This window comes from Allopontixanthobacter sediminis, from assembly GCF_009828115.1.
GTDB classification, from domain to species: Bacteria; Pseudomonadota; Alphaproteobacteria; order Sphingomonadales; family Sphingomonadaceae; genus Allopontixanthobacter; species Allopontixanthobacter sediminis.
In genome coordinates this window covers 862,625-886,509 of record NZ_WTYL01000001.1, presented here as the reverse complement: position 1 = coordinate 886,509, position 23,885 = coordinate 862,625, and the positions used below count along the sequence as shown (strand labels likewise).

General features: G+C 59.5%; 25 protein-coding genes and 1 tRNA gene. 16 read left to right on the top strand and 10 right to left on the bottom strand.

Annotated elements, in window-relative coordinates:
* Positions 1 to 10 precede the first annotated feature (10 nt).
* The 4 genes from carA to greA all read left to right on the top strand — a co-directional run bounded on the left by carA (position 11) and on the right by greA (position 5,596).
* Positions 11 to 1,174 carry a glutamine-hydrolyzing carbamoyl-phosphate synthase small subunit gene (gene carA, locus GRI65_RS04455; protein WP_160755291.1) on the top strand — a complete coding sequence of 388 codons (1,164 nt, stop codon included), beginning with the start codon at positions 11 to 13 and terminating at the stop codon, positions 1,172 to 1,174.
* Positions 1,171 to 1,695 carry a DUF6680 family protein gene (locus GRI65_RS04450; RefSeq protein WP_160755290.1) on the top strand — a complete coding sequence of 175 codons (525 nt, stop codon included), beginning with the start codon at positions 1,171 to 1,173 and terminating at the stop codon, positions 1,693 to 1,695. The genes carA and GRI65_RS04450 overlap by 4 nt, the downstream gene beginning before the upstream one ends.
* Position 1,696: 1 nt before the next feature.
* Positions 1,697 to 5,020 (top strand): carbamoyl-phosphate synthase large subunit, encoded by a 3,324-nt coding sequence (gene carB, locus GRI65_RS04445; RefSeq protein ID WP_160755289.1) that lies wholly within the window; start codon positions 1,697 to 1,699, stop codon positions 5,018 to 5,020.
* 108 nt (positions 5,021 to 5,128) lie between these two features.
* Positions 5,129 to 5,596 (top strand): transcription elongation factor GreA, encoded by a 468-nt coding sequence (gene greA / locus GRI65_RS04440; RefSeq protein ID WP_160755288.1) that lies wholly within the window; start codon positions 5,129 to 5,131, stop codon positions 5,594 to 5,596.
* 51 nt (positions 5,597 to 5,647) lie between these two features.
* Here the strand turns inward: greA and GRI65_RS04435 are convergent, their stop codons facing one another.
* From GRI65_RS04435 to GRI65_RS04415, 5 genes are all read right to left on the bottom strand, one after another.
* Positions 5,648 to 5,899: a DUF4170 domain-containing protein gene (locus tag GRI65_RS04435; protein WP_160755287.1), complete on the bottom strand. Its 252-nt coding sequence runs from the start codon at positions 5,897 to 5,899 to the stop codon at positions 5,648 to 5,650.
* Between the two features lie 84 nt (positions 5,900 to 5,983).
* Complete coding sequence (locus GRI65_RS04430) at positions 5,984 to 6,526, bottom strand: hypothetical protein (protein ID WP_160755286.1); 543 nt, start codon at positions 6,524 to 6,526, stop codon at positions 5,984 to 5,986.
* 50 nt (positions 6,527 to 6,576) lie between these two features.
* A complete protein-coding gene (locus GRI65_RS04425; RefSeq protein WP_160755285.1) occupies positions 6,577 to 6,906 on the bottom strand; it encodes a hypothetical protein in 330 nt (109 codons plus the stop codon).
* Positions 6,903 to 7,316, bottom strand: a complete 414-nt coding sequence (locus GRI65_RS04420; RefSeq protein ID WP_232843908.1) for a phage holin family protein — start codon at positions 7,314 to 7,316, stop codon at positions 6,903 to 6,905. The genes GRI65_RS04425 and GRI65_RS04420 overlap by 4 nt, the downstream gene beginning before the upstream one ends.
* A gap of 72 nt (positions 7,317 to 7,388) precedes the next feature.
* Complete coding sequence (locus tag GRI65_RS04415) at positions 7,389 to 7,928, bottom strand: hypothetical protein (protein ID WP_160755284.1); 540 nt, start codon at positions 7,926 to 7,928, stop codon at positions 7,389 to 7,391.
* Here GRI65_RS04415 and GRI65_RS04410 point away from each other — a divergent pair.
* The gene (locus GRI65_RS04410) at positions 7,927 to 8,223 is read left to right on the top strand and encodes a hypothetical protein (protein WP_160755283.1); all 297 of its coding nucleotides are present in this window, start codon (positions 7,927 to 7,929) and stop codon (positions 8,221 to 8,223) included. The two genes, GRI65_RS04415 and GRI65_RS04410, sit on opposite strands and share 2 nt — an antisense overlap.
* A complete protein-coding gene (gene eno, locus GRI65_RS04405) occupies positions 8,220 to 9,506 on the top strand; it encodes a phosphopyruvate hydratase (protein ID WP_160755282.1) in 1,287 nt (428 codons plus the stop codon). The genes GRI65_RS04410 and eno overlap by 4 nt, the downstream gene beginning before the upstream one ends.
* 20 nt (positions 9,507 to 9,526) lie before the next feature.
* On the opposite strand, the gene ribH is transcribed toward eno, so the two are convergent.
* Together ribH and GRI65_RS04395 are read right to left on the bottom strand one after the other, a co-directional pair.
* Positions 9,527 to 9,946: a 6,7-dimethyl-8-ribityllumazine synthase gene (gene ribH / locus GRI65_RS04400; protein ID WP_160755281.1), complete on the bottom strand. Its 420-nt coding sequence runs from the start codon at positions 9,944 to 9,946 to the stop codon at positions 9,527 to 9,529.
* A gap of 94 nt (positions 9,947 to 10,040) precedes the next feature.
* Positions 10,041 to 10,388, bottom strand: coding sequence for a PilZ domain-containing protein (locus GRI65_RS04395; protein WP_160755280.1), 348 nt, complete (start codon positions 10,386 to 10,388; stop codon positions 10,041 to 10,043).
* A gap of 295 nt (positions 10,389 to 10,683) precedes the next feature.
* Between GRI65_RS04395 and GRI65_RS04390 the strand changes: the two genes are divergently transcribed.
* The 10 genes from GRI65_RS04390 to GRI65_RS04350 all read left to right on the top strand — a co-directional run bounded on the left by GRI65_RS04390 (position 10,684) and on the right by GRI65_RS04350 (position 20,389).
* Complete coding sequence (locus tag GRI65_RS04390; RefSeq protein WP_160755279.1) at positions 10,684 to 11,880, top strand: tyrosine-type recombinase/integrase; 1,197 nt, start codon at positions 10,684 to 10,686, stop codon at positions 11,878 to 11,880.
* Positions 11,881 to 12,037: 157 nt separating this feature from the next.
* On the top strand, positions 12,038 to 12,220 hold the full coding sequence (locus GRI65_RS04385; RefSeq protein ID WP_160755278.1) for a helix-turn-helix transcriptional regulator: 183 nt from the start codon (positions 12,038 to 12,040) through the stop codon (positions 12,218 to 12,220).
* Positions 12,221 to 13,592: 1,372 nt separating this feature from the next.
* A complete protein-coding gene (locus GRI65_RS04380) occupies positions 13,593 to 13,826 on the top strand; it encodes a hypothetical protein (protein ID WP_160755277.1) in 234 nt (77 codons plus the stop codon).
* A gap of 134 nt (positions 13,827 to 13,960) precedes the next feature.
* Positions 13,961 to 14,593, top strand: a complete 633-nt coding sequence (locus GRI65_RS04375) for an HK97 family phage prohead protease (RefSeq protein ID WP_160755276.1) — start codon at positions 13,961 to 13,963, stop codon at positions 14,591 to 14,593.
* An 11-nt stretch (positions 14,594 to 14,604) separates the two neighbouring features.
* Positions 14,605 to 15,708 carry a phage major capsid protein gene (locus GRI65_RS04370; protein ID WP_160755275.1) on the top strand — a complete coding sequence of 368 codons (1,104 nt, stop codon included), beginning with the start codon at positions 14,605 to 14,607 and terminating at the stop codon, positions 15,706 to 15,708.
* A gap of 240 nt (positions 15,709 to 15,948) precedes the next feature.
* Positions 15,949 to 17,238, top strand: a complete 1,290-nt coding sequence (locus tag GRI65_RS04365; RefSeq protein ID WP_160755274.1) for a hypothetical protein — start codon at positions 15,949 to 15,951, stop codon at positions 17,236 to 17,238.
* Between the two features lie 45 nt (positions 17,239 to 17,283).
* Entirely contained in the window at positions 17,284 to 19,299 is a 2,016-nt protein-coding gene (locus GRI65_RS15095) for a phage tail tape measure protein (protein ID WP_202391094.1), read from the top strand.
* Complete coding sequence (locus GRI65_RS04360; RefSeq protein WP_160755273.1) at positions 19,296 to 19,523, top strand: hypothetical protein; 228 nt, start codon at positions 19,296 to 19,298, stop codon at positions 19,521 to 19,523. The genes GRI65_RS15095 and GRI65_RS04360 overlap by 4 nt, the downstream gene beginning before the upstream one ends.
* Positions 19,524 to 19,622: 99 nt before the next feature.
* Positions 19,623 to 19,898 (top strand): hypothetical protein, encoded by a 276-nt coding sequence (locus GRI65_RS04355; protein WP_160755272.1) that lies wholly within the window; start codon positions 19,623 to 19,625, stop codon positions 19,896 to 19,898.
* A gap of 218 nt (positions 19,899 to 20,116) precedes the next feature.
* Positions 20,117 to 20,389, top strand: a complete 273-nt coding sequence (locus tag GRI65_RS04350) for a CRISPR-associated protein Cas2 (protein WP_160755271.1) — start codon at positions 20,117 to 20,119, stop codon at positions 20,387 to 20,389.
* 130 nt (positions 20,390 to 20,519) lie between these two features.
* Here GRI65_RS04350 and GRI65_RS04345 read toward each other — a convergent pair.
* The 3 genes from GRI65_RS04345 to mrdA all read right to left on the bottom strand — a co-directional run bounded on the left by GRI65_RS04345 (position 20,520) and on the right by mrdA (position 23,884).
* Positions 20,520 to 20,595: transfer RNA gene (locus tag GRI65_RS04345), tRNA-Lys, on the bottom strand.
* A gap of 128 nt (positions 20,596 to 20,723) precedes the next feature.
* On the bottom strand, positions 20,724 to 21,842 hold the full coding sequence (rodA, locus tag GRI65_RS04340; RefSeq protein WP_160755270.1) for a rod shape-determining protein RodA: 1,119 nt from the start codon (positions 21,840 to 21,842) through the stop codon (positions 20,724 to 20,726).
* Positions 21,839 to 23,884 (bottom strand): penicillin-binding protein 2, encoded by a 2,046-nt coding sequence (gene mrdA / locus GRI65_RS04335; RefSeq protein WP_160755269.1) that lies wholly within the window; start codon positions 23,882 to 23,884, stop codon positions 21,839 to 21,841. The genes rodA and mrdA overlap by 4 nt, the downstream gene beginning before the upstream one ends.
* Between the last annotated feature and the right edge of the window lies 1 nt (position 23,885).

Below are 23,885 nucleotides of genomic sequence, written 5' to 3'. Positions count from 1 at the left end.
AGCGCCCCCTATGGCCGACCCCGCCTTTACGTCTGCGCAACCCACCGGGGCGACGGGCTGTCTCGTTCTGGCAGACGGAACCGTGGTCTGGGGCATGGGCTTCGGCGCGGCGGGCGAGGCGGTGGGCGAAGTGTGCTTCAACACCGCGATGACCGGCTATCAGGAGATCCTGACCGATCCCAGCTACGCCGCGCAGATCGTCACTTTTACCTTCCCCCATATCGGCAATGTCGGCGCGAATACCGAGGACGTCGAAAGCGCGGTCGAAGGCGCGGTGGGCTGCATCGTGCGTGAGGAAATCACCCCGAGCAGCAACTTCCGCAGCACCCAGCAATTCGCCGAGTGGATGGCGGAAATCTGCAAGATCGGCATTTCCGGCGTGGATACCCGCGCCCTGACGCGCCGCATCCGTCTGTCCGGTGCGCCCAACGCTGTGATCGCCCATTCGCCGGACGGGGAGTTCGACCTGCCCGCTTTGCTGGAACGGGCGCGCTCATGGCCCGGGCTGGAGGGGATGGACCTCGCCCAGCGGGTCAGCCGCGAAAAGCAGCAGGCTTGGGAAGGCGGATCCTGGACGCTGGGAAGCGGCTACGGCAGTGCGGAGGGGGACAAGTTGCCCCACGTGGTGGCCATCGATTACGGGTCGAAGGACAACATCTTCCGCAATCTGGTCAAGGCCGGTGCGCGGGTGACGGTGGTTCCGGCCAAGGCCACACAGGATGAGGTCATGGCGCTGAAGCCGGACGGGGTGTTCCTCAGCAACGGCCCCGGCGATCCGGCGGCGACGGGCGTTTACGCGGTGCCGGTGATCAAGGCGCTCCTGGATGCGGACGTGCCGCTGTTCGGCATCTGCCTCGGCCACCAGATGCTTGCGCTCGCAACCGGCGCGAAGACCACCAAGATGCACCAGGGCCACCGCGGCGCGAACCATCCGGTCAAGCGGCTCGACAGCGGCGTGGTGGAGATCACCTCGATGAACCACGGCTTCGCAGTGGACGGCGCGACCCTGCCGGACAGCGTGGAGGAAACCCACGTGTCGTTGTTCGACGGCTCGAACTGCGGAATTTCGATCAAGGGCAAGAAGGCATTCGGGGTGCAGTATCACCCGGAAGCCAGCCCGGGGCCGCAGGATAGCTTCTACCTGTTCGAGCGGTTCGTGGGGATGTTGTCGTGAGCAATTTGCAGCTAATCACCTTAGTTGCCATTCTTGCAGGTCCAGTGTTGGCGGTGTTGGTTCAGCTGCTCGCAGAGCGAAGAAAGATAGTTCGTGAGCATCAAGCTGCGACGTTCCGACTGTTAGTAAGCACCCGGCATTTACCTTCCGACCCTACCTACTCAACCGCGATCAATATGACGCCCGTCGACTTCAATGGTGTCGGCTCCGTGATGGCAGCGCACCAAGGCTATATTGAAACTATAACGTATCAGGCGACACCAGAGAATGTCGTAGCCCATGAAAAGCAGATGATCTCAAAACAAACGAAGCTGATTTTCGAGATGGCTAAACACTTGGGTTACGATCTTTCGGAAACAGACATTCAAACAACTGCCTATGCGGCAGGAGGATTTGTGCAGCGAGACAATTTGATGTTGAGAGCATGGGAGGCTTGGCCAAGAATAGCCGAGGCTTTGGAATCACAGGTCGAACTTTCTGCACCCGAAGAAAAGAAAAAGCTTAGAAAGGGCGCGTCCTAGTATGCCCAAACGTACTGACATCTCCTCGATCCTCGTAATCGGCGCCGGCCCTATCGTTATCGGCCAGGCGTGCGAGTTCGATTATTCCGGCACGCAGGCGATCAAGGCGCTGAAGGAGGAGGGCTACCGCGTGGTCCTCGTAAATTCGAACCCCGCCACGATCATGACCGATCCCGACATGGCGGATGCGACCTATATCGAGCCGATCACGCCCGAAGTCGTCGCCAGGATTATCGAGAAGGAACGCCCCGATGCGGTGCTGCCCACGATGGGCGGGCAGACGGCGCTGAACTGCGCGCTTTCCCTCGAGAAAATGGGCGTGTTCAAGAAATACGGCGTCACCATGATCGGCGCCGATGCCGAAGCGATCGACAAGGCGGAAGACCGGCAGAAATTCCGGCTGGCGATGGACAGGATCGGCCTCGAAAGCGCGCGCAGCGGCATCGCGCATAATCTGGACGAGGCCATCGCGGTTCTCGAAACAACGGGTCTGCCCGCGATCATCCGCCCCAGCTTCACTCTTGGCGGCACCGGCGGCGGCATCGCCTATAACAAGGCGGAATTCGAGCGGATCGTGCGCGAAGGGCTCGACGCATCGCCAACCAGCGAAGTGCTGATCGAAGAATCGCTGCTCGGGTGGAAAGAATTCGAGATGGAAGTCGTGCGAGACCGCGCGGACAATTGCATCATCGTGTGCAGCATCGAAAATGTCGATCCGATGGGCGTCCACACGGGCGACAGCATCACGGTGGCGCCCGCGTTGACGCTGACCGACAAGGAATACCAGATCATGCGTTCGGCCAGCATCGCTGTGCTGCGCGAGATCGGCGTCGAAACGGGCGGGTCGAACGTGCAGTTCGCGGTCAATCCCGCCGATGGCCGGCTGATCGTGATCGAGATGAACCCGCGCGTCTCGCGCTCCTCGGCGCTCGCATCCAAGGCCACCGGTTTCCCCATCGCGCGGATCGCGGCCAAGCTGGCGGTCGGTTACACTTTGGACGAGCTTACCAACGAGATCACCGGCGCGACCCCGGCCAGTTTCGAGCCGACAATCGATTACGTGGTCACCAAGATTCCCCGCTTCGCGTTCGAGAAATTCAAGGGCGCCGAAAACAACCTGTCCACCGCGATGAAATCGGTCGGCGAAGTCATGGCGATTGGCCGCAGCTTCGCGGAATCCATGCAGAAAGCCCTGCGCGGGCTGGAAACCGGTCTCGACGGGTTCAACCGCGTGGTGGAACTGGAAGGCGTTAACCGCGACCTCCTGACCGCCGCGCTGTCCAAGCGCACGCCCGACCGTATCCTGCAGGTCGCGCAGGCGTTCCGCGAGGGCATGACCGTGGAGGAAATCCACGACATCACGTTCTACGATCCGTGGTTCCTGCGCCAGATCGAAGCAATCATCGCGGCGGAACATCAGATTTCGAATGACGGCCTCCCGAACGATGCCGCGGCTCTGCGCAAGCTCAAGGCCATGGGCTTTTCCGACAAGCGCCTGGCAACCCTTGCAGTCCGTTCCGTCGGTGTCGCAGGCGGTTTGGGCGAAACCCAGGCCCGCCGATCCGGTTTGCTCCACGACGCCCTGCGCGCAATGGCCGGGGCCACGTCCGAAGCCGAAGTGCGCGAACTCCGCCGCAAGCTGGGTGTCCATCCGGTGTTCAAGCGAATCGACAGCTGCGCCGCGGAATTCGAGGCGATCACGCCGTATATGTACTCCACCTACGAAGCCCCCAGCTTCGGGGAAGCGGAGAACGAAGCCAATCCGACCGACCGGCGCAAGATCGTCATCCTCGGCGGCGGGCCGAACCGGATCGGACAGGGCATCGAATTCGATTACTGTTGCTGCCACGCCTGTTTCGCGCTCGAGGAAGCCGGCTTCGAAACGATCATGATCAATTGCAATCCGGAAACGGTCTCGACCGATTACGACACCTCCGACCGCCTGTATTTCGAACCGCTGACGGCGGAAGACGTGCTGGAAATCCTCCGCGTCGAAATGTCCAATGGCGAGCTGGTTGGTGTGATCGTCCAATTCGGCGGGCAGACCCCGCTCAGCCTGGCGCAGGCGCTGGAGGACGAGGGCATCCCGATCCTCGGCACTTCGCCCGACGCCATAGATCTGGCCGAAGACCGAGAACGGTTCGCGCGGCTCGTCAACAAGCTGAAGCTGAAACAGCCGGACAACGGCATTGCGCGCAGCCGGGATGAAGCCCGCGCGGTGGCGGCGCGGATCGACTATCCGGTGCTGTTGCGCCCGTCCTATGTGCTCGGCGGGCGGGCGATGGAAATCGTCGACAGCGAAGCGCAGCTCGACAATTACATCGCCACCGCCGTGCTGGTGTCGGGGGACTCCCCGGTGCTGATCGATCAATATCTGCGCGACGCGATCGAATGCGACGTCGACGCCCTGTGTGACGGCGAGCAGGTAGAAGTTGCCGGCGTGATGCAGCATATCGAGGAAGCCGGTGTCCATTCGGGCGACAGCGCCTGCACCCTGCCGCCGTACAGCCTGCCGCCTGAAATCGTCGAAGAGATGGAGCGTCAGGCGAAGGAACTGGCGCTGGCACTAAATGTCGTCGGCCTGATGAACATCCAGTTCGCGGTCAAAGACGGCGAAGTGTATCTGATCGAAGTAAATCCGCGCGCCAGCCGGACCGTCCCCTTTGTCGCGAAGGCGATTGGACAGCCGGTGGCAAAAATCGCCGCGCGGGTGATGGCAGGCGAGAAGCTGGCGACGTTCCCGGCTTTCCGGCGCGATCTCGATTACATGGCGGTCAAGGAAGCGGTGTTCCCGTTTACCAAGTTCCCCGGTTCGGATCCTGTCCTGACTCCGGAAATGAAATCGACCGGTGAAGTCATGGGGATCGACCGCAATTTCGCGGCTGCGTTCTACAAATCGCAACTTGGAGCGGGGGTCGCCTTGCCTGAGAGCGGCGTTTTATTCGTCTCGGTGAAGGACAGCGACAAGCCCGTCATCGTTCCAGCCATCGCCGCGCTGATCGAGCACGGTTTCACGGTGATCGCCACCGGTGGGACCCAGCAGTACCTTGTCGAACAGGGGCTTCCGGTCGAACGCGTCCGGAAAGTCGCCGAGGGTCAGCCGCATATTGTCGATCGGATGATCGACGGGGATGTAGACCTGGTGTTCAACACTACCGAGGGTTGGCAGAGCCATATCGACAGCAAATCGATCCGTGCATCGGCGCTGACCAGCCGCATTCCGTACTATACCACGGCAGCGGCATCACTGGCTGCGGCACAGGCAATCGTCGCGATTAATGCAAGTCAACTTGAAGTCCGGTCATTGCAGGACTATTATAGCTGAAACAACCGCGCGTTTTCTCGACAATCAAGACGGCTTGCTGCCGCCTCAATGGGCCGGCAATCTCGATAATTGTCAGAAAATTCGCCTTAATTATGGAATGAGGTTTTCATGCAAAGTGTTCCGATGCTTGCAGAAGGTTACGAACGGCTGACGGCCGATCTCAAGGCGTACCGGGCCGAACGTCCGACTATTGTCGAAGCGATCGAGACCGCTCGGGCGCATGGCGATCTGTCTGAAAATGCAGAATATCACGCCGCGAAAGAGCGTCAGGGGCAGGTCGAAGCCTATATCGCCGACATCGAGAACAAGGTCAGCCGTGCCCAGATTATCGACCCGACCACGCTGTCGGGTGACCGCATCGTGTTTGGCGCGACCGTGACGCTACTCGACGAGGACGACAAGCCGATCAAGTATCAGATCGTGGGCGAGACCGAAGCCGACGCCAAGCGAGGCCGGATTTCGTACAATTCGCCGCTCGCCAAGGCGTTGATTGGCAAGAATGTCGGCGACGAGATCGAAGTTTCGGTCCCGTCGGGCGACAAGTTCTACCTCGTCGAGAAGATCGAATTCATCTGATATTGTAAGGGCCGGCCTTGCGGCCGGCCCTGATTTGCCCAAACGGCGTCGTTACTTGCCCTCTGCCTCGGGATCGAGCAGCTTGTGCAAGTGGACAATGACGTATTTCATTTCGGCATCGTCGACAGTTCGCTGCGCCTGCGTGCGCCAGGCGTCTTCGGCCTCCCCATAGCTGGGATAGACCCCAACCACGTGGACGCTATGCGGATCCTGGAACTCCAGCGAACGCGGGTCCTTAACGCGCCCTCCCATCACCAGATGCAGAAGCTGCTTGGGCTGGGGGGCGGATTCCGGGGATGGCATGGGATTTTTCTCGTTCTACCGGGGGAGGGACGGCTTGCCAGTTACGGATTTTCCCCGCCGGCGCAAGTCCGTTTCATCCGGTGTTTACGAAATGCGTGCCCGAATGTCGCGAGCTGCACGGCCCGCCTTTCGGCCGACGTTTCGCTTCAGGCTCGCTGCGCTATCGCTCGCTTTGGCGGCCCGGTGTGAAGCTTCGCGGCGGACGTTGCGAGCGCTGTCGCCCAGACTATCGCCGAGGTCTTCAAGCTTATCCTGACCGGTGCGTGCAGCGCTGCTTGCCGCGCCCATCAGGCTCGAGCCGTATGCGATGCCCATTTCCGCGGCGATCGCAGCCAAGGCGGTAGCACGGTCGCTAACCTGATGGCCCACCCGTTTCGTCAATCGGCGGCCCGGCCCGGGAATAATCGCGGCCAGCACCACGCCCAAGGCCAGTGCAGCGCCGACCGTCGCAATCGGATGTTCGCGTACGAACCCGGTTGCGGTGTCGCGGGCTTCGCGCGCGTAGTCGCCTAACGAGCGTTCTTCGAGGCGTGCTTCGCTTGCAGCAATCTTCTCGCGCAATTCTTCGCGCCGCTGCTCGTCCTTCGTGGCGGCTCCGTTTGCGGGGCCTGTGTCAGCGGTATCCATATGAATTCTCCATCAAAAATAAGTTTTTCGAGAACTATAGCGCCTGGGCGTCAGCTTGGTTCCGTGCGCCCATCCGCGCGGTCATTCTCGTCTTCAAGACCGTCATCATCGGTGAACAGGGCCATGATCGGATTGCGGGCGAACCACAGCAGGACCGCGCCGATCAAAGCCGCGAGTACGCCGCGATTGTTATCGGCCAGCTCCACCGCCTCTTCGAATATGTCGACAGCGCCTTCATTGATCCGGTCGACGATCCTCTCGCCAAAGCCCCTACCCGCAAGGTCGGCGCGCAGGTTCGCAACGTCGGCTTTGAGCAGGGCGAAGGCCGCGTTGCGAAGCAGACGGTCTTCCTTCAATTTGAGGCCTAGTTCTGTATTCATTCGCTCGCTTCTTTGTACGCTTCGGCCAACCGCGCGAAGCGGTTCTTCGCCTTGATGCCCAGAATTGCTCCAGCGACAAGCAGTACGCCCGCCACAACGGCCGTCGCGCCCCAAGCAGTGAGCAGAGGCGAGAGCGCGAAAATCAGTCCGACAACCAAAGCTATCAACGCGAGGTGAACCACGGCAAACGCGCAAATTCCGTACATGATACCGGATTTGCCGCGATCCGCGGCAAAGGCCAGCCGGGTCTTCTGAAACGCGAGCTCTGCCTCGATGTAAGTCTTGCCGTCGTCGATCAGGGCGACGATGTCGTCTGATAGTGATGCGTGGGAAGCAACAGTTTCGTCCGCAAAGTCATCCAGCGTTCCAGCCGCATCTTCCCGATGTTCGGGCATAAGATTATCCACCATTCGCTGCCCCTAGAATGCGAGTGGGGCCCGGATTACAACTCAAGCAGTATCCGGGCCGCATCACCATCAAGATCAGCCGCGCTTTCCGCGGAACAGGCGCGCGAACATGAAGCCAACCAGTGCGGCAATCCCGACGGCCGCAGCGGGGCTCTTACGCACGGCTTCGCGGGCGTCTTCGCCAAGTTCGTCAACCGACTTGGCATCGAGCTTTTCGGCGGTTTCCTGCAGGGTGCGCGATGCGCTCCGCGCATAATCACCGTATTTCGCGCCAAGCTTTTCGTCGATCGTACCGGCATTTTCCGACACGATCTTGCTCAGCGACGAGATTGCTTCGCTGGCTTTCGCCTTACCTTCGTAGGCGAGATCGTTCGCCTTGACCTTTGCGTCGGCCGCAAATTCGGATGCCTTGACCTTGGCATCGGCGCCGTATTCCTTTGCCTCGCCAACCAGGTCGGACGACTTGCCCTTGGCTTGGCTCCGGTAGGCCGTAGCACGATTTGCCGCTTCGGCCTTCAGGGCTGCAGCACCGGCCTTCGCTTCTTCCAGCGCGGCGTTGAAACGAGTCTTCGCTTCTGCGGTTCCGCTGGAAGCCGGAGTAGCCGTAGCGGTCATGGCCGCAGGCGCCGCAGGGGACGACTTCTTGGCTGCCGGTTTCGCTTTCGACGCTGGTTTCGGGGATTGCGGCTTTGGTGTGCTGGTCTGTGCCATGGTGTTTTCCTTTACCCTGAGTGGCGTAATTTATATCGTGAATCCAGAGCCAGACGAGTGGTTCGGATCGTTGGTGTTGCAACGCAACTTGCGCGGCTTTGTTCCGACGCATAAAGCGCCGTTGCGCCGTAACATTCAATATTTAAGCGGTGTATTAGTCAATTACAACAGCCCAAGCCGGAGCAATACACCACCATGACCGCAATCATCGATATCCATGGCCGCGAGATCCTCGATAGCCGGGGCAACCCGACGGTAGAAGTCGATGTATTACTTGAAGACGGCAGTTTCGGTCGGGCGGCGGTCCCATCGGGTGCCTCGACTGGTGCGCATGAGGCGGTCGAATTGCGCGACGGCGACGCGGGGCGCTATCTTGGCAAAGGCGTGACCAAGGCCGTGGCGGCAGTCAACGGCGAAATCGCTGACGCCCTGCTCGGTCTCGACGCGGAAGACCAGCGCGATCTCGACATGGTGATGATCGACCTGGACGGCACCGACAACAAGTCGCGCCTCGGGGCGAACGCTATTCTCGGTACCAGCATGGCGCTGGCGAAAGCGGCTGCAAACGCGCGCGGCATGCCGCTGTGGGCGTATGTCGGCGGGGTTTCGGCCCATGTATTGCCAGTGCCGATGATGAACATCATCAATGGCGGTGAACATGCCGACAATCCGATCGACATCCAGGAATTCATGATCATGCCGGTCGGTGCGGACAGCATTGCGGAAGCTGTGCGCTGGGGTTCCGAGATATTCCACACCTTGAAGAAGGGCCTGTCCGCGAAGGGGCTTGCCACCGCGGTCGGAGATGAAGGCGGCTTCGCGCCCGACCTGGCGAGCACTCGCGACGCGCTCGACTTCATTATGGCGTCGGTCGAACAGGCCGGGTTCAAGGCCGGCACCGATGTCGTTCTGGCGCTCGACTGCGCGGCATCCGAGTTCTTCAAGGACGGCAAATACGAGATTTCGGGCGAGGGCAAGTCGCTCTCACCTGATGAAATGGCAGCGTATCTTGCCAAGCTCTGCGAAGATTATCCGATCCGTTCCATCGAAGACGGCATGGACGAAGACGATTTTGCCGGATGGAAAGCGCTGACCGACAGTATTGGCGACAAGGTCCAGCTCGTCGGTGATGATTTGTTTGTCACCAATCCTGTGCGCTTGGCGATGGGAATTGGGCAGGGGCTGGCCAATTCCCTACTGGTCAAGGTCAACCAGATCGGCACGCTGAGCGAAACACTGGCAGCGGTCGATATGGCGCACCGCGCGGGGTACACTTCGGTTATGTCGCACCGTTCGGGCGAAACCGAGGACGCGACGATCGCCGACCTCGCCGTGGCGACCAACTGCGGACAGATCAAGACAGGTTCACTCGCCCGTTCCGACCGGTTGGCGAAGTACAATCAGCTAATCCGGATCGAGGAAGAGCTCGGTGCCAGTGCGCTGTACGCAGGGCAGGGCTGCTTCGGCCGCCTGGCGCGGTAAGAGGCACCGGACGGGGCGACTTAGCCGTATTTCGCCTGCAGGTCGAACATGGCGATAGCGGCCTTCGCCGCTTCGCCGCCCTTGTCCTTGCGCGTCTTGTCGGCGCGGGCGAGGGCTTGCTCCTCGTTTTCGACGGTCAGAATACCGTTCCCGATTGCGATTCCGTCCATCGTCAGCGCCATGATTCCGCGCGCGCTTTCACCCGCGACGATTTCGAAATGATAGGTTTCGCCGCGGATTACGACCCCGATTGCGACAAAGCCGTCATACTGGCTGCTCTCCGCGACGATGGCGATCGCACCGGGTATCTCCAGCGCGCCAGGCACCGTCAGCACTTCGGATTCGTGCCCGGCGGCCGCCAGCGCAGAGCGGGCACCATCGACCAGCATGTCATTGAGATGGTCGTAAAACCTGGCTTCGACGATGAGAAAACGCGCCATTTACTGCTCCTTTTGGTCGCGGGGCGATAGCTCGCCCGGACGCAATAGGAAAGGCCATTGGGCAAGTCCGTCAACCGGACCGCCGCCCAGGCCGCTAGTCTTCGTCTTCGCGGGCGAGTTTGTTGCGGATGAATTCGAACACCGGCCCGTAAATGGGGCGTTCGAACTGGACGCCGACGATATGATCTTTGCTCCACCGGACGGTCGCGATGATCGGTCCGATGGTTTCGATCTTGACGCTCATTTCGGTGCCCGCAGTCAGCCGGCCGAACCGGTCGTAGAACCGGCACCCGGTTTCGGAGATCTCGAAGATCGGGACGTGGCGCGCTACGCCGTTGCCGGTGCGGTAACGGCCCTGGACGGAGATATCGAACCGCGGCGTGCGCCGGGTTTCGTCCAGTACGTCCAACTGGTGCTGGGTGATCTTCTTCTGGATGGTCATCGGTACCCTCGGGAAGTAACGGCCTTTACTTCGCCAACGATAGCACCGCGGGGTTAAGCAATTGAAAAGACCGCTACGTGCCGGGGTGCATTGCCCATCGGGAGAGGTAAGTCGGATACCTAGGAAAAGTGGTGGACGCACTTGGGCTCGAACCAAGGACCCGCTGATTAAGAGAAATTTTGAAAGGGCGCGTTCCGGATGTTTCACCCCCGGAGCGCGCCCTTTTTTCGTCCTGTTTGATCCAGCTTTGTTCCATAGTATTTGGCAATTCCGGATACCTTAGGTATCGGTCGGCATGGCGAGCAAACTGACAGACTCCAAAATCCAAGGATTGAAGGCACCTGCGAAGGGCCAGCTCGAGTATAGTGACGCGGATGTTCCCGGCCTGCGGATCCGTATCGGCACTACGGGCGTAAAGACCTTCATCCTGCGGAAGCGGGTGACTGGTCGAATTCGAAATATAACGCTTGGCCGGTATGGCCCTCGCTTCGGGCTAGCAGATGCGCGTCGAAAGGCGCGGGCAATGATCAGCGATATCGAGGCGGGAAAGGGCGCGCCAATTCCAAAGGCGCGGCTGCAGGACGATGTCGAAACGGTCGCGGCGCTGGTGCCGGTTTATTTGAACAGCAAGGCGCAGCTGCGATCGCTGGACGAAATCAGGCGGATTATGCTCGGCTACGTGCTGCCGGTGCTTGGCGACCGGATGGCCGATACTGTGACGCGTGGCGACGTCACCCGACTAGTTGACGATATCGGCCGCAATTCTCCGGCGATGGCGCGCGCGGTTCATGCACAGCTGTCGGCATTTTATACCTGGGCAATGCCGCGCCTAGATCGCCTGACCGCGAATCCGTGCCGCGATGCCGGTCGACCCGCAAAGGGTAAATCGCGTGACCGGGTGCTGACCGATCTGGAACTGAAAGCGCTATGGAGGGTCGCCAGTTCCGAAGGTTCACCTTGGGGAACCGGTCTGCAACTGCTGATGCTGACTGGCGCGCGACGGGATGAACTATTTTCTGCGGAACGGTCAGAGTTCGATGTAGCTGCAAAGCTCTGGACTATCCCGCCGACCCGATCGAAGAACGGTGCGGCGCACCTGGTGCCGCTGTCGAAGATGTCACTGCAGGTGTTGAAGCAAATTCCGGAGGATGAGGATTCGGCGAAGCTTTATCCAGCTAGGAACAAGGCGACGAAAGCAGATAACGGGCCGAGCGGCTTTTCAAAAATGATGGTGCGAGTACGTTCGTCAGTAGATGCAGAGTTAGGCCGTGATGCTGGCGACCACTGGACCCTACATGACATCCGCAGAACTGTCGCAACCGGCCTGCAGCGACTAGGGGTGCGGTTCGAAGTGACCGAAGCGGTACTTAACCACGTGAGTGGATCCCGTGGCGGCATCGCTGGGGTCTATCAGCGGCATGATTGGAAAGTGGAAAAGACGGAAGCGCTCAATCTATGGGCTGGCCATTTGGCTAGAGTTATCGACAATTAGAAAACGCTTTGTGCACCAATTCAGACGAAAACAGACGCAAATCCAGCGTCACAATCTGTCAATCCTCCTGAGATTTTGTGCAGCAAATAATCGCCTAGGTTTGTGACGGAGTAGCCCCCTAATTCTACTGTCCTAAAAACAACTAAGGACAGCAAACATGAACACGACGATGCTCAAAATGCGGGCTGTGTGCAACAAGACCGGGCTTTCCCGGTCGAAGATTTATGAATTGCTCGGTGAGGGTGAGTTTCCCAAGCCAGTTCAAATTGGAAAGCGCGTGAACTTATGGCCTGACTGGCAGGTCGAGGCTTGGATTCAAGACCGTATCGCGGCCGTTTGATATGGCTTCCGGATTGGAAATAGTTGACCGCCTCTCGGCGGGGTTGGGGGCTCTGTCCATTGGCGCAGCCGGTGGTTAGAGTGGTAATCGATAATGACCTGGTGTTGCTTGTCAGACCGGGATCCTCGTTGGCTGCGAAAAAGCGGGTGTCCCGTCACGAACTTCTGCGACACGCAATCGATCGAATTATCAAAGCAAAGTGCGCGTCCACGCTGGAGTCGGCGGCGATCGCGCCATTCATCACTGAGCTTCATCAAGCGGGTGAGATCGAGGGCGCGCGGCACCGATCCAGCGCGTTGTACCAGCGCTATCGGAGTTGGGCTGATGCAAAGGGTTTGCCTCCCGTCTGCGTCAAAGGCTTCAGCAACGGGATGTTCGGACTAGGCTTCAGCAAGCTCCATTCGAACGGCATTCACTGGATCCCGCCGGGAACTAATGTGGTTCACCGCGCCCGCCGCCGCTCGGCCCGTCCCCGGCCCCCTGAGGTCAATATCGGGACTTCCGCAGTGGATGATCTCTTTGCTTACGTGTGGCGGGTAGAGGGTGGCCGGTGTGAGTAGGCTGAGCGTTGCGCCTTCCACCTTCCATTCAGGATTTAGCTGTTTGGACTGTCGCGCGGAAGGCCGAGAGCCGCAGTATTCTGCGGTTAATAGGTGTGCGCGGAAGGGCGGAAGGGAAATCACAGCTCTTCCGCTAAGGAAAAACAAAAATGTTTTTATGTGCGTAAGTTGGTCGATTTTCCCTTCCATCCTTCCATTCTTAAGCTTTATTCCCATAAATCAAGGGTTTACTTCCTTACGTTGCTACCTCCATTGCCGTTTATTGAAATGGAAGGTGGAAGGGTTTGCAGCGGGAGGGGGGAGGTCGAAAGTCTGTGAACCCGTTTGCCCCCAGACCACTGCCCCTCTCATTCGCGGATTTTTTAGGCACCTGACGAGTTTTCAGAAAAGATCGGTGCTGTGAGCGGGCGCAGGAGCATAGTCTGCGGCGGCGGCAGCGACGATGATATTCGGCTTGCAGATCGCTGCCCTGTGAGGCTGTGCGGAGCAAATGGCGCAGGGTCGCATGATGATCCTGCCTCTCCCGATATAGCCGCCAAAACCTCGGATTATTCGTGCATTGATTTCATTGATCTGCTCGGCGATCCGATTCCTCCCGGCCACGGAAAAAGAGGACGTCCCCGGCACATGCCGACTGTGGCGACCCGCGCCTTGGTAGCGCAGCTGCACGGCGAAGGAATCGCGCAACCGGCCATAGCGGCTGCGCTGCGGATCACGGGTCCGACGCTCCGGCTGAATTATCCCGTCGAATTACAATCGAAATCACAAGTCTGGCGCAGACGCGTCCAGGCAAACAGCGAAGGAGCTAAACGATGAGCAACGGACCTAATCCGGCTGAAGAGCATCAAGCCCACCTGGTGCAAAATGAGTTGATCGAGATGGTCAACCGGCTGCGGGCGGAGGGCATGTCTCGCCAAGTGATTTCAACAGGCCTCGCCATGGGCATCGCCGATACCGTGACCAGCTGGTCAGGCGCGCAGAGCGTGGCGCCCTGGTTCGCCCGACATGCCTGCCTGGTGCGAGACTTGCAGAAACCGGGGGATTGACAACCTCGCCAGATTCACTAATTGTTCCTCTTGCTGACGTCGCCAATATGACGCGCCAGCGACCAATGTTCCCGCGGATGCCGCGCACATTGATTGAGAAACAACTTCCGTTTCACAGTTGATAGGTGCGTCTGATGCATACCCGGGTTCTCCCTTTTGAAATCAAATCCATCGCCGATAGCGGCGCGATCGAGGGCATTATCTCCGCCTTCGGTGGCGTCGATACCTATGGCGATACAATCCAGCCCGGGGCTTACACCAAGTCGATCGCGAGCATAGCTCAAAGCGGGCGCAAGATGCCGGTGCTCTACCAGCATGATGCATCCCGACCGATCGGCGTCTGGACGGAACTGGTCGAACGTCCGCAAGGGTTGTTCGGCAAGGCCGACCTGGCGATGGACGTGGAGCTTGCGCGCGAGGCTCACGCCTTGGCGAAGATCGGCGCCCTGACCGGTATCAGCATCGGGTTCGACGTAGCGCCGGGAGGTTCCAAACAGGACGGAAACTTGCGGCTGCTGACCGAAATCAACCTGTGGGAGGCGTCCCTGGTGACGTTCCCTGCAGATCCCCAAGCGCGGGTGACTTCCATCAAGGAACTGCCCCGGGATGTGGACCAGGTGCGCGAATTCCTGCGCCAGCAGGGTTTTGCAAGTCGTGACGCGGCGGCGATGGCCGGAGCGTGGAAAGCGCGGCGCGAACAATCAAACAATCATGACGCGGCGGAAGCCGTTCTCCGGGGCGCAATCGCGCGTCTCGGCAATCTTTGAAGGGACGTAAAATGCCAGAGAATATTGAAGTTCTGCTGAAGTCGCACACCGATGCGGTCGAACAGAAAATGACCGAAACCGGGGCCCTCGTTACGGGGGTCGACTGCAGACTGAAAGATGTCGAACAGAAACTCGCCCGTGGCAGCTCGGGCGGCGGTAGTGGCGCAGAGCCCAGCTGGGGCCAACAGGTCGCCGAAAGTGAAGAAGTCAGGGGCATGTCGGAGGTCAAGACCAGTCAGCCTGCCCGCGTCCGAATTGAGGTCAAGGCAACCACCAGCGCAGCTGATAGTGGCGGTGCGTTGGCACCGGCGATGCGGGATCCATCGATCAATACGATCGCAGGACGTGTTCCGCGCATTCGCGACCTGTTGAACACGGTGAACACCAACAGCGGGTCGGTCGAATACGTCGAGCAGACTGCCCGCACGAATGCTGCCGCGCCGGTGGCGGAAGCCACGACCAAGCCGGAATCGAACTATACCTGGGAACTGGCAAACCTGCCGATGCGCACGATCGCGCATTGGACCAAGGCGAGCGTCCAGGTGCTGGACGATGCGCCGCAGCTGTCCAGCATCATCGATGGAGAGCTTCGCTACGGTCTGGCACTGGCAGAAGACCTGCAGCTGCTCAACGGCAGCGGTTCGGGTGCAAACCTTAACGGATTGATCACCAACAGCACGACTTACGATCCGGAGTTCGCGCCTTCCGGCGAGAACATGATCGACAAGATCGGACTGGCAATCCTGCAGGTCGGTCTCGCCGAGTTCCTGGCGAACGGCATTGTCATCCATCCTACGGACTGGATGCGGATGCGGATGCTGAAAGACGGGGATGGCAAATACATCCTCGGCGATCCGCAAGCACCAGTTCCGCCGAGCCTGTTCGGGTTGCCGGTGGTGCCGACCACAGCAATGACGGTCGACAAGTTCCTTGTCGGGGACTTCATGCGGGCTGCTACGCTGTACGATCGGCAGGCTCCGACTGTGGCGCTGTCGACCGAGGACGGTGACAATTTCGTCAAGAACATGGTCACGATCCGCTGCGAAAGCCGCCTCGGGCTGGCGATCAAGCAACCTCTCGCTCTCAGCTACGGTGATTTCGGCAACATCACCTGACCCGATAGGTGCCCGGCTTTGGGGTGAGCTGGGTCAAGGCCGCCGACGGTTCTTCATTGCCGTCGGCGGCCAACCTTTCCTCCGAGTGGAGTTTGAGAGATGACAATCAATGTAAATGTTACGAATGGTACGCGAACCTTTTCACTGGGCGAGAACACGCTCGAAGCCACACGGCAGGCTGGTCGGGCTGAACTGGCGGCAAGCGCTTCTGCAGCTGCGGGGAACTACTTCAGCAGCAAATTGCTGGGCGAAATCGGTACAATTGAAACCGAGTTCTTTTCCTACCCAGACGGTTCGGGCGGAGTAATCTATGCTGAGCGCACGGCAGATGGCGCGGGCGATGCAGGCGGGAATTCCCTAGTAATTGGCGCTCAAGCAACCAAGGCTTACGTTGACGCAATCGGAACCTTCTTTCAGGCTGGCGGCGGCGCGGTAGCGCGGAACCTGCAGGCCAAATTGCGCGACAGTGTCCACGTTCTCGACTTTCATGCAACCGGCACGGTCGGAGTTAGTGCAGCTGTTGACACCGCAGCGCTGAACGCGGCGCTAGATACCGGAAAGTCGGTTGAGGTCCCAGACGGAAACCTAAGCTATATTCCTTCCGGTAAAGCACTGGCATTCGGCCAATACATCATAGCCCGAAGTCCTCTGCTCTCCACAATTAACAAAGTGGAAAACGGCGACATGTTCACTGCAGCCGCGGGCTGCGGGATGATCAACGTTGGTCTTCAGGGCAATGGCACCGGCAGCGGAGGGGCTACCGGTCGCGGCTTGGTAATCCCCGCCGGTACCTCCAACATCAACCTGATCAACTGCAACTTCCTTGATATGCTTGGCTACTGTCTGGAAATCACTGCAGCCGGGGGCGGGTCGCAGCTCCGCATTATTGGCGGGCTTTTCAACCGGACCGACAGCAATGAGCCTGCAATGAAGCTCGGTGCCGGCGACGTTGCTGCGTCCCCGCGCTCGCTTATTGGGGTAGATTCAACCGGCGTCCTGGTCGACCTGACCGGCACCGACAATACGCTGGTAACCGGATGCTATACTCGCAACATCATTTTTGGCACCGCCAAGAAGGCGGTTATTTCCGGAACTCGGATTTCGACTATTGGTGAGACGCTTTCCATCACCGGTACGGATAATGCCATTGTCGGCTGTCCCGTCGCTGGGGACGTGGAGTTCGGCGCCGGGGCGTCTAACTGTCACTTCAAGGCTTCGCCAATTGCCAGCGGCTCGAGCTTTGCGGACGATAGCGGGAATTCAACCAACTCCACTGATTATGTATTTCGCGGGAGTGTCACGTATGACCCGCCATCCATCCCGCACGGCGGCGCTGACTCCACCACCGTGGCTTGCCCAGGTGCGAAACTTGGCATGTTCGCATCGGCATCATTCAGCATAAGTCTGGCGGGTGTAATTCTGGATGCATACGTGTCCGCAGCGGACACCGTCACAGTGCGGTTTCAGAACGAATCTGGCGGCACCATCAACCTCGTATCCGGAACATTGAAGGTCAGGGCGATAGCGTAAACTCGCCCAGCTTCGATGACCTTACCTTTCAAAGGAGTTTGAAACATGGCAACTCTATTGGGCAGCTTGCTCGTAAGTTTGGGCTTGGACACCGCGCAATATTCGAACGGCATTCGCAAATCGAAAACTGAGATGACCGGCCTGCAGAAGAATTTTGCAGCGGCTCGAAAGACTATGCAGCAGGTCGGCGCGACACTCAGTGGATTGGCGTTCCTGGGGGTAGCGAACAGGATTAAGGACATGAGCCGCGCTGCAATCGATGCGGCCGGTAACCTTGGCGAGGAAGCGATGGCGCTGGGCGTCACTACGACCGCTTTGCAGGAATTCCGCTACGCGGCCACGCAGGTCAATATCGAACAGAAGCAGATGGACGATGCCCTTGCGCAATTGACCAGGCGCTTGGGGGATGCTGCGCAAGGTGTGAAAGAGCCGCTGCTAGCGCTCGAGAAGCTAGGCATCGCAGTGCGCAACAGCAAAGGCGAAGTCATCGGTGCCGGAGAGGCTATGCCGCTGATCGCTGAGGGTCTTAAGAATGTTGGCAGTGATGCCGAACGCGCGGCCATCACGGTCGACCTGTTCGGGCGTTCGGGCCAGAAGCTCGCCGCTTTGCTTAGCGAAGGCGCGGCAGGCGTTGAACGGCTGACCGGCGCGGCGCATAAGTTGGGGATCGTCCTGTCCAGTGACGATATCGCGAAGGCCGATGAAGTGGCCGACAAGCTGGCCGCTTTGAATTATGTAATCGAAGCGCAGCAGAACAAGAAGCTGCTCGAAAATGCCGATTCGCTGCTGGTGTACGAACAGTCGGTCTCAGATTTGAAACTCTCACTGATCGATGCTTCTAGCACGATGCAGAATTGGGCGGATAATTTTGACGCTTTCAATGCCAAGCAGGCGGCGCAGGCAAGGCAAAACTGGAGCTTCGCCGGCAAGCTATTCGTCCAAGTGGTTGAGAAACTCGGCGAAGTCGTTGGCGGAATTCCGGACATGATGGCGCGCATGGTCAGGGCGTCTGTCGATTGGATGGGGAGACTCTACCAGGGTGTAAAAACGTGGATCGTAGACAAGCTGAGCGCAGTCTGGAACACGGTCAGCGCCAAGATCGAAACTGTAAAGCAAGCCTTCTATGGCCTGTATGATGCCGTGGTGGGCCACAGCTACATTCCGGACATGGTGGATGGCATCGCGGAGCAGATGGGTCGCTTGGACAAGGTGATGGTAGGCGTCGCGGAGAGGACCACGGCGGGCACCAAGGAAGCCTTCGCCAACATGGCGCGGGATGTGCGTTACCTCTTGGCCGACCTGTTTCCAGAAGCGGAGCAAATGCGCGGGTATCGCGATATGATCGCTGCGATCGATGCAATGGAAAAGCGCGGCCCTAATCACCCGGGCGGCGGCATGGACGAGGCAACGGCGATCGAGGCGCGCCGTCGCGCAATGGCGCGGCTGCGCGACGATGGCGGTATGGGCCCGGTAGCTTTGTCCGCTGGCCTTGCAGTCGGCGAAGATCCGCTGCGAACCAGCGAAGATATAGCTAGAAGCATAGATAAGCTCGAGCAGAAGCTTGGCCTGGCTGCGGACAAGACCAAGGCGCACACTGTCCGGATCGCGAAGAGCTTTGCCGACATGGCGCAGGATACCCTCGGAGCCCTGCAGAACATGACCAATTCTATCAAGGGTGGCGGCTTCCTTGATATCCTTGGTTCCGTGCTAGGCGTGTTCACGCAGCTGGGCAGCGTCGGAGCGTTCGGCAAAAGCATCCAGACCAACATCAACAAGGTGCCTGGCTACGCCAACGGCACCAGCTTTCATCCCGGCGGCATGGCCATCGTAGGCGAGCGCGGGCCGGAGCTGCTGAACTTGCCCCGCGGTTCGCAGGTGAGCAGCAATGACAATCTGAAGGCCATGATGGGCGGGGCTACTCGGATACAGGTAGAGGCCAGCCCATATTTCGACGTTCGGGTGAATGGTCAGATCCAGCAAGCCGCGCCATCGATCGCTAGCGCGGGCGCTCAAATGGGTAACAGCATGGCAACGCTACAGCGGAGCAGGAGGCTCGCATGATGAACGCGGTCGAAGTTTCATACGCATCTTTTAAACGCATCAGAGTTCGCTGGCCATGTGTCGGCAAAGTTCACAAATCCCGATATTATCGGCACTTCGCCTCAGCTGCGGGTTGTGCAGCCGGTATGGCGATCGGACTGAAATTGCCGATTGATGATAAAACCGAGCTGCTCACGCCCGAGAACTGGGCCGCCCTGGTCGAAGCGATCCGCGCGACGGATTGATTGACGGGTGAATCGGATTGTGCGAACCGGGTGCAGGCCGATCCGCTGCGCTAACAGCTGACCGGCCCTGACCGATAACCGTCTATTGTGGAGACGACTATGGCTTCCAGTCCATTACAGGCGCATCGCGCCAGCTTCAACCTTTCCAACGCTATCGCCGCCGGCACCTTTCCGAAACTGGAAACGCGCGACCAGGTAGAAGACATGATTGAGCAGCTGCTTGCAGTGCTCGATGCGGCGGACGGCGACCCCGACCACGAAGAAGACAACGTCGATTGCTGTGAAGCTTATGACGATCGGCCTTATTCGTTCGGAACGTTCGGCAACGATTGGTCCGTTGGTGATCCAGATGACGCCGAGAATTCCGACGGATGAGTAAAAGTTAGCCACTTTATCCACGCCGAATCGGGAATGTTTGGCTTCGCTATGCGCGCGTGATTCCCTATACAAGAAAAACCCCACCCAGTCGTGCGGACCGGGTGGGGCAATTGACTGGGGCGGGTAATGCCCACAGCCGAGGTAGAACCGTGCTATGATAATTCGCGCGAAATCGGTCAAGCTTTACCCGCTCCCAATTTTGGGAATACCTAATCATGACCACATTCGTTCTCACTTATGACCTTATAAAAAACAAGGACTACCCCACGCTTTGGGATGAGCTAGAAAAATTGGGAGCGCACCGCGCTCTAGATTCGTTTTGGCTGATCAGTGTGAAGAACTCTGCGAAAGAAGTGCACGCCCACTTTAAAAACTTTATCGATAAAGATGATAAGGTCTGGGTCTCCGAGTTGACCACGAACAACTGGTACACTGGGGCGAATGCCGGAACCAACGCTTGGATAAAGGCGAACGCACCAGCTCGCTAATGTCTCGCGCGCGCCATGGGGAGGGATTTAGAGAGATCACCCTCCTCATGGCCGCAAGAGCGCCCCGATACCTAGCTCGTTACCTTCGCCGTATCAGGTCTTCGAGATACCCGTGTAAGCCATTGAAAAATGGTGGACGCACTTGGGCTCGAACCAAGGACCCGCTGATTAAGAGTCAGCTGCTCTACCAACTGAGCTATGCGTCCATCTGCCGGGAATTGCGGCTTCTCCGAATCGCCGTGCGAGGCGGAGAGGCGCTGCATATAGCGCGTCTTTCCCTGATGAAAAGGACAAAGGTCCCGGCGGCGCTGATTTGATGTCGCGGACCCCGCGATCAGCTGATCAATCCCGACCGCGGGCTTTCGCGGTTCCAGCGGTTTATCATCATCAGGGTGCCGATACAGATCATGTTGGTCATCATCGAAGAACCCCCGTGGCTCATGAATGGCAGGGGGATGCCGACCACCGGTGCGAGGCCCATCACCATCATCAGATTGATCGCGACGTAGAAGAATATCGTCGCCACCATTCCCGACGCGAGCAGTTTGGAGAACCGGTCGTTCGAGCTTCGGGCTACCTTAAGGCCCCAGCGCAGGATCAGGCCGAAAATCACGATCACGACCAGACCGCCCAGCATGCCCCATTCTTCCGCCATGGTCGCAAAGACGAAATCGGTATGCGGTTCGGGCAGGTAGTTGAGGTGGCTCTGCGATCCTTCGTTGAATCCCTTGCCCGAAAGGCCGCCTGAACCGATGGCGATTTTCGACTGCATGATATGATAGCCTGCGCCCAACGGGTCGCTTTCAGGGTCAAGGAAGGTGGTCACCCGGCGTTGCTGGTATTCCTTCAATCCAAAGAAGAATGCGATCGGTGCAAGGACCGCCATGACCGCGCCAGCACCGACGAACCAGCGCATAGGCAGCCCGGCCAGGAACATTACCACCACGCCGCCAAATCCGATCGCGAGGGCCGTGCCGAGATCCGGCTGCATGAGGACCAGTGCCATTGGTACGAGGATCAAACCAGTCGGCGGAATCAGTGCGCGCCAGTCCACTATCATTCCGGCGGGCAGGGTGGAATAAAACCGCGCGATCACCAGCACGATGACGGGTTTCATCAACTCGGATGGCTGCAACACGATCGGCCCGATATTAAGCCACCGCTGGCTTCCACCGCCCATGCCGCCGATAGCCTCCACTGCGACCAGAAGCAGCAATACGAGAGCATAGGCTGGATACGTGACAAGTTGCACGATGTCCCGGCTGAACAGGACCATCACCGAGGCCATCGTGATGAATACGCCAAAGCGGACCAGGTGCGAAGCCGCGAACGGTTGCATTCCGCCGCCGCCGGCTGAGTAAAGTACCGCCGCGCCGAAACCGACAAGCACGAACAGCGGGATCAGCATTCCCCATGGCTGCCGGGCGATGGGCGCCGGGATTACCGAACTCATTCGGTCTGCCCTTGCGCGGAATCGACATTCTCTGACCGGTTGATAGCCGCGTCGGTTGCTTCTGCCGCCGGTTGGAGCGCGGCTGCGCGCGCCTCTGCATCAACCTTGTCGAAGATTTCTTCCTCGCGGCGCGGAACCGGTTCAACAGCTTCGCCGGCTTCCCGCGCGAAGGCGGCGTATTTTTTCTCCAGGCGTTGCTGCGCGGTACCGCCCCATTCCTTTTCCAGCGAGTAAAGCTGGTCGAGCCCCTTCTGGGGATCGAACAGGAACGTCATGACGTCACGCGCGATCGGGTATGCAGAGCCTGATCCGCCGCCGTGTTCGATTACAACCGCGCCAGCGTAGCGCGGATTGTCGAACGGCGCGAAGAAGATGAACAAGCCGTGGTCGCGGTATTTCCACGGACCGGAGCGGCCATCCGACTTGGACAGAGAGACCACCTGCGCGGTACCGGTCTTTCCGGCCATCAGAATATCATCGATCGGCAATTTCGCGCGTCCTGCGGTGCCCGGACCATTGACCACGTCGCTCATCGCCTTGCGGATCATGGCCTCGTGATCTTCCGAAATTCCCATCGACGGGAAGGACGGGGTCTTCGTGTCGTAGATCAGCCGCGGCATGACTTGCTTCGCCGACGCGAGGCGCGCCGCCATCACGGCCAACTGCAGCGGGTTGGCCAGCATGTAACCCTGTCCGATCGTGGCGTTGACGGTGTCGAAGGCTTGCCACGGACGCTCGTACTTCTTCAGCTTCCACTGCGGATCCGGGACTGTGCCATAGAACTGGCTTGCTACCGGCAGCGGGAATTCCTGACCCATGCCGTATCGGCGCGCCATCTCGGAAATCGGATTCATGCCGATCTGTTGGGCGAAGTGGTAGAAGTAGACGTCGCAGCTCTGGTAAATCGCCTTGGCCATGTCGACGCGGCCGTGACCACCCCGTTTCCAGCAGCGGAACACCCGGTTGCCCACCCGAAGCCCGCCGCTGCAATTGACCGAATCCGACGGGTCGAGCCCTTCCTTGAGGAACGCAGTGCTGACCATCGGTTTGACCGTGGAACCCGGAGGATACAGCCCCTTCAGGACCTTGTTGCGCAGCGGCACGCGCTCGTCGCTGCTCAACATGCCGTATTCCACGCGGCCGATGCCGTCAGAAAAGCTGTTGGGATCGAAGCTGGGCATGGACGCCATGCACAGGAGGTCACCGGTCAGGCAGTCCATTACCACGACCGAGCCGGATTCGAGTCCGAGCCGCCGCGCGGCATAATCCTGCAGTGGGCCATCGATAGTTAGCTTGATCGGTTTGCCCTGGACGTCTTCCCGCGTGTCGAGATCACGGACGATCCGGCCAGCGGCGGTTACCTCCACCCGCCGCGCGCCGGGTACCCCGCGCAAGTCCTGCTCGAACTGCTTTTCAAGGCCGTCCTTGCCGATCTTGTACCCGGGTGTGATCAGCAGCGGGTTGCGGTCGCTTTCGTATTCTTCCGCTGACGCCGGTCCGACATAGCCAATGAGATGGCCGACAGCCGGACCGGTCGGGTAGAAGCGAGAAAAACCGCGCTGCGGCACCACCCCCGTCAGTTCGGGCAGGCGCACGCTGACTGCGGCAAACTGCGAGAAGTCGAGGCCGCTCGACACTTCGATGGGCTGGAAACCGCGTGCCTTGGCGATCTTGTCCTTGAGGTCCTGCACCGCCGTCTGATCGAGCGCAAGCAGTTCGCCCAGGACGTTGACCGTACGATCGGGGTTGGCCAGCCGGTCGGGGATCAGGTCGACCCGGAAATCCGCGCGGTTGGATGCGAGGGGCGCCCCGTTCCGGTCCAGCACCCAGCCGCGGCGAGGGGGGATCAGCGACAAATTGACGCGGTTGCTTTCTGATTCCGTCGCGTATTTCTCGTTCTCGGCAATGGCGATGTAACCCATCCGGGCCGCCAGCAGCATGCCGACACCGCCGCCCACTCCGCCCATCACGAAGCTGCGCCGGTCAAAGGCATTCTTGAGTGTGGCCGAGCTGACGACGGGCCCGGAGCGCTTGCGAGCCATC

Excerpts from the sequence above, each read along its gene's own strand:
- GRI65_RS04350 (WP_160755271.1), top strand. The coding sequence starts at position 20,117 with ATGACCACATTCGTTCTCACTTATGACCTTATAAAAAACAAGGACTAC.
- GRI65_RS04385 (WP_160755278.1), top strand. The coding sequence starts at position 12,038 with ATGAACACGACGATGCTCAAAATGCGGGCTGTGTGCAACAAGACCGGG.
- GRI65_RS04355 (WP_160755272.1), top strand. The coding sequence starts at position 19,623 with ATGGCTTCCAGTCCATTACAGGCGCATCGCGCCAGCTTCAACCTTTCC.
- GRI65_RS04370 (WP_160755275.1), top strand. The coding sequence starts at position 14,605 with ATGCCAGAGAATATTGAAGTTCTGCTGAAGTCGCACACCGATGCGGTC.
- GRI65_RS04430 (WP_160755286.1), bottom strand. The coding sequence starts at position 6,526 with ATGGATACCGCTGACACAGGCCCCGCAAACGGAGCCGCCACGAAGGAC.
- GRI65_RS04435 (WP_160755287.1), bottom strand. The coding sequence starts at position 5,899 with ATGCCATCCCCGGAATCCGCCCCCCAGCCCAAGCAGCTTCTGCATCTG.
- GRI65_RS04390 (WP_160755279.1), top strand. The coding sequence starts at position 10,684 with ATGGCGAGCAAACTGACAGACTCCAAAATCCAAGGATTGAAGGCACCT.
- rodA (WP_160755270.1), bottom strand. The coding sequence starts at position 21,842 with ATGAGTTCGGTAATCCCGGCGCCCATCGCCCGGCAGCCATGGGGAATG.
- GRI65_RS04360 (WP_160755273.1), top strand. The coding sequence starts at position 19,296 with ATGATGAACGCGGTCGAAGTTTCATACGCATCTTTTAAACGCATCAGA.
- greA (WP_160755288.1), top strand. The coding sequence starts at position 5,129 with ATGCAAAGTGTTCCGATGCTTGCAGAAGGTTACGAACGGCTGACGGCC.
- GRI65_RS04410 (WP_160755283.1), top strand. The coding sequence starts at position 7,927 with ATGGCCGCAGGCGCCGCAGGGGACGACTTCTTGGCTGCCGGTTTCGCT.
- mrdA (WP_160755269.1), bottom strand. The coding sequence starts at position 23,884 with ATGGCTCGCAAGCGCTCCGGGCCCGTCGTCAGCTCGGCCACACTCAAG.
- GRI65_RS04420 (WP_232843908.1), bottom strand. The coding sequence starts at position 7,316 with ATGGTGGATAATCTTATGCCCGAACATCGGGAAGATGCGGCTGGAACG.
- GRI65_RS15095 (WP_202391094.1), top strand. The coding sequence starts at position 17,284 with ATGGCAACTCTATTGGGCAGCTTGCTCGTAAGTTTGGGCTTGGACACC.
- eno (WP_160755282.1), top strand. The coding sequence starts at position 8,220 with ATGACCGCAATCATCGATATCCATGGCCGCGAGATCCTCGATAGCCGG.
- GRI65_RS04425 (WP_160755285.1), bottom strand. The coding sequence starts at position 6,906 with ATGAATACAGAACTAGGCCTCAAATTGAAGGAAGACCGTCTGCTTCGC.
- carB (WP_160755289.1), top strand. The coding sequence starts at position 1,697 with ATGCCCAAACGTACTGACATCTCCTCGATCCTCGTAATCGGCGCCGGC.
- carA (WP_160755291.1), top strand. The coding sequence starts at position 11 with ATGGCCGACCCCGCCTTTACGTCTGCGCAACCCACCGGGGCGACGGGC.
- ribH (WP_160755281.1), bottom strand. The coding sequence starts at position 9,946 with ATGGCGCGTTTTCTCATCGTCGAAGCCAGGTTTTACGACCATCTCAAT.
- GRI65_RS04375 (WP_160755276.1), top strand. The coding sequence starts at position 13,961 with ATGCATACCCGGGTTCTCCCTTTTGAAATCAAATCCATCGCCGATAGC.
- GRI65_RS04395 (WP_160755280.1), bottom strand. The coding sequence starts at position 10,388 with ATGACCATCCAGAAGAAGATCACCCAGCACCAGTTGGACGTACTGGAC.
- GRI65_RS04380 (WP_160755277.1), top strand. The coding sequence starts at position 13,593 with ATGAGCAACGGACCTAATCCGGCTGAAGAGCATCAAGCCCACCTGGTG.
- GRI65_RS04415 (WP_160755284.1), bottom strand. The coding sequence starts at position 7,928 with ATGACCGCTACGGCTACTCCGGCTTCCAGCGGAACCGCAGAAGCGAAG.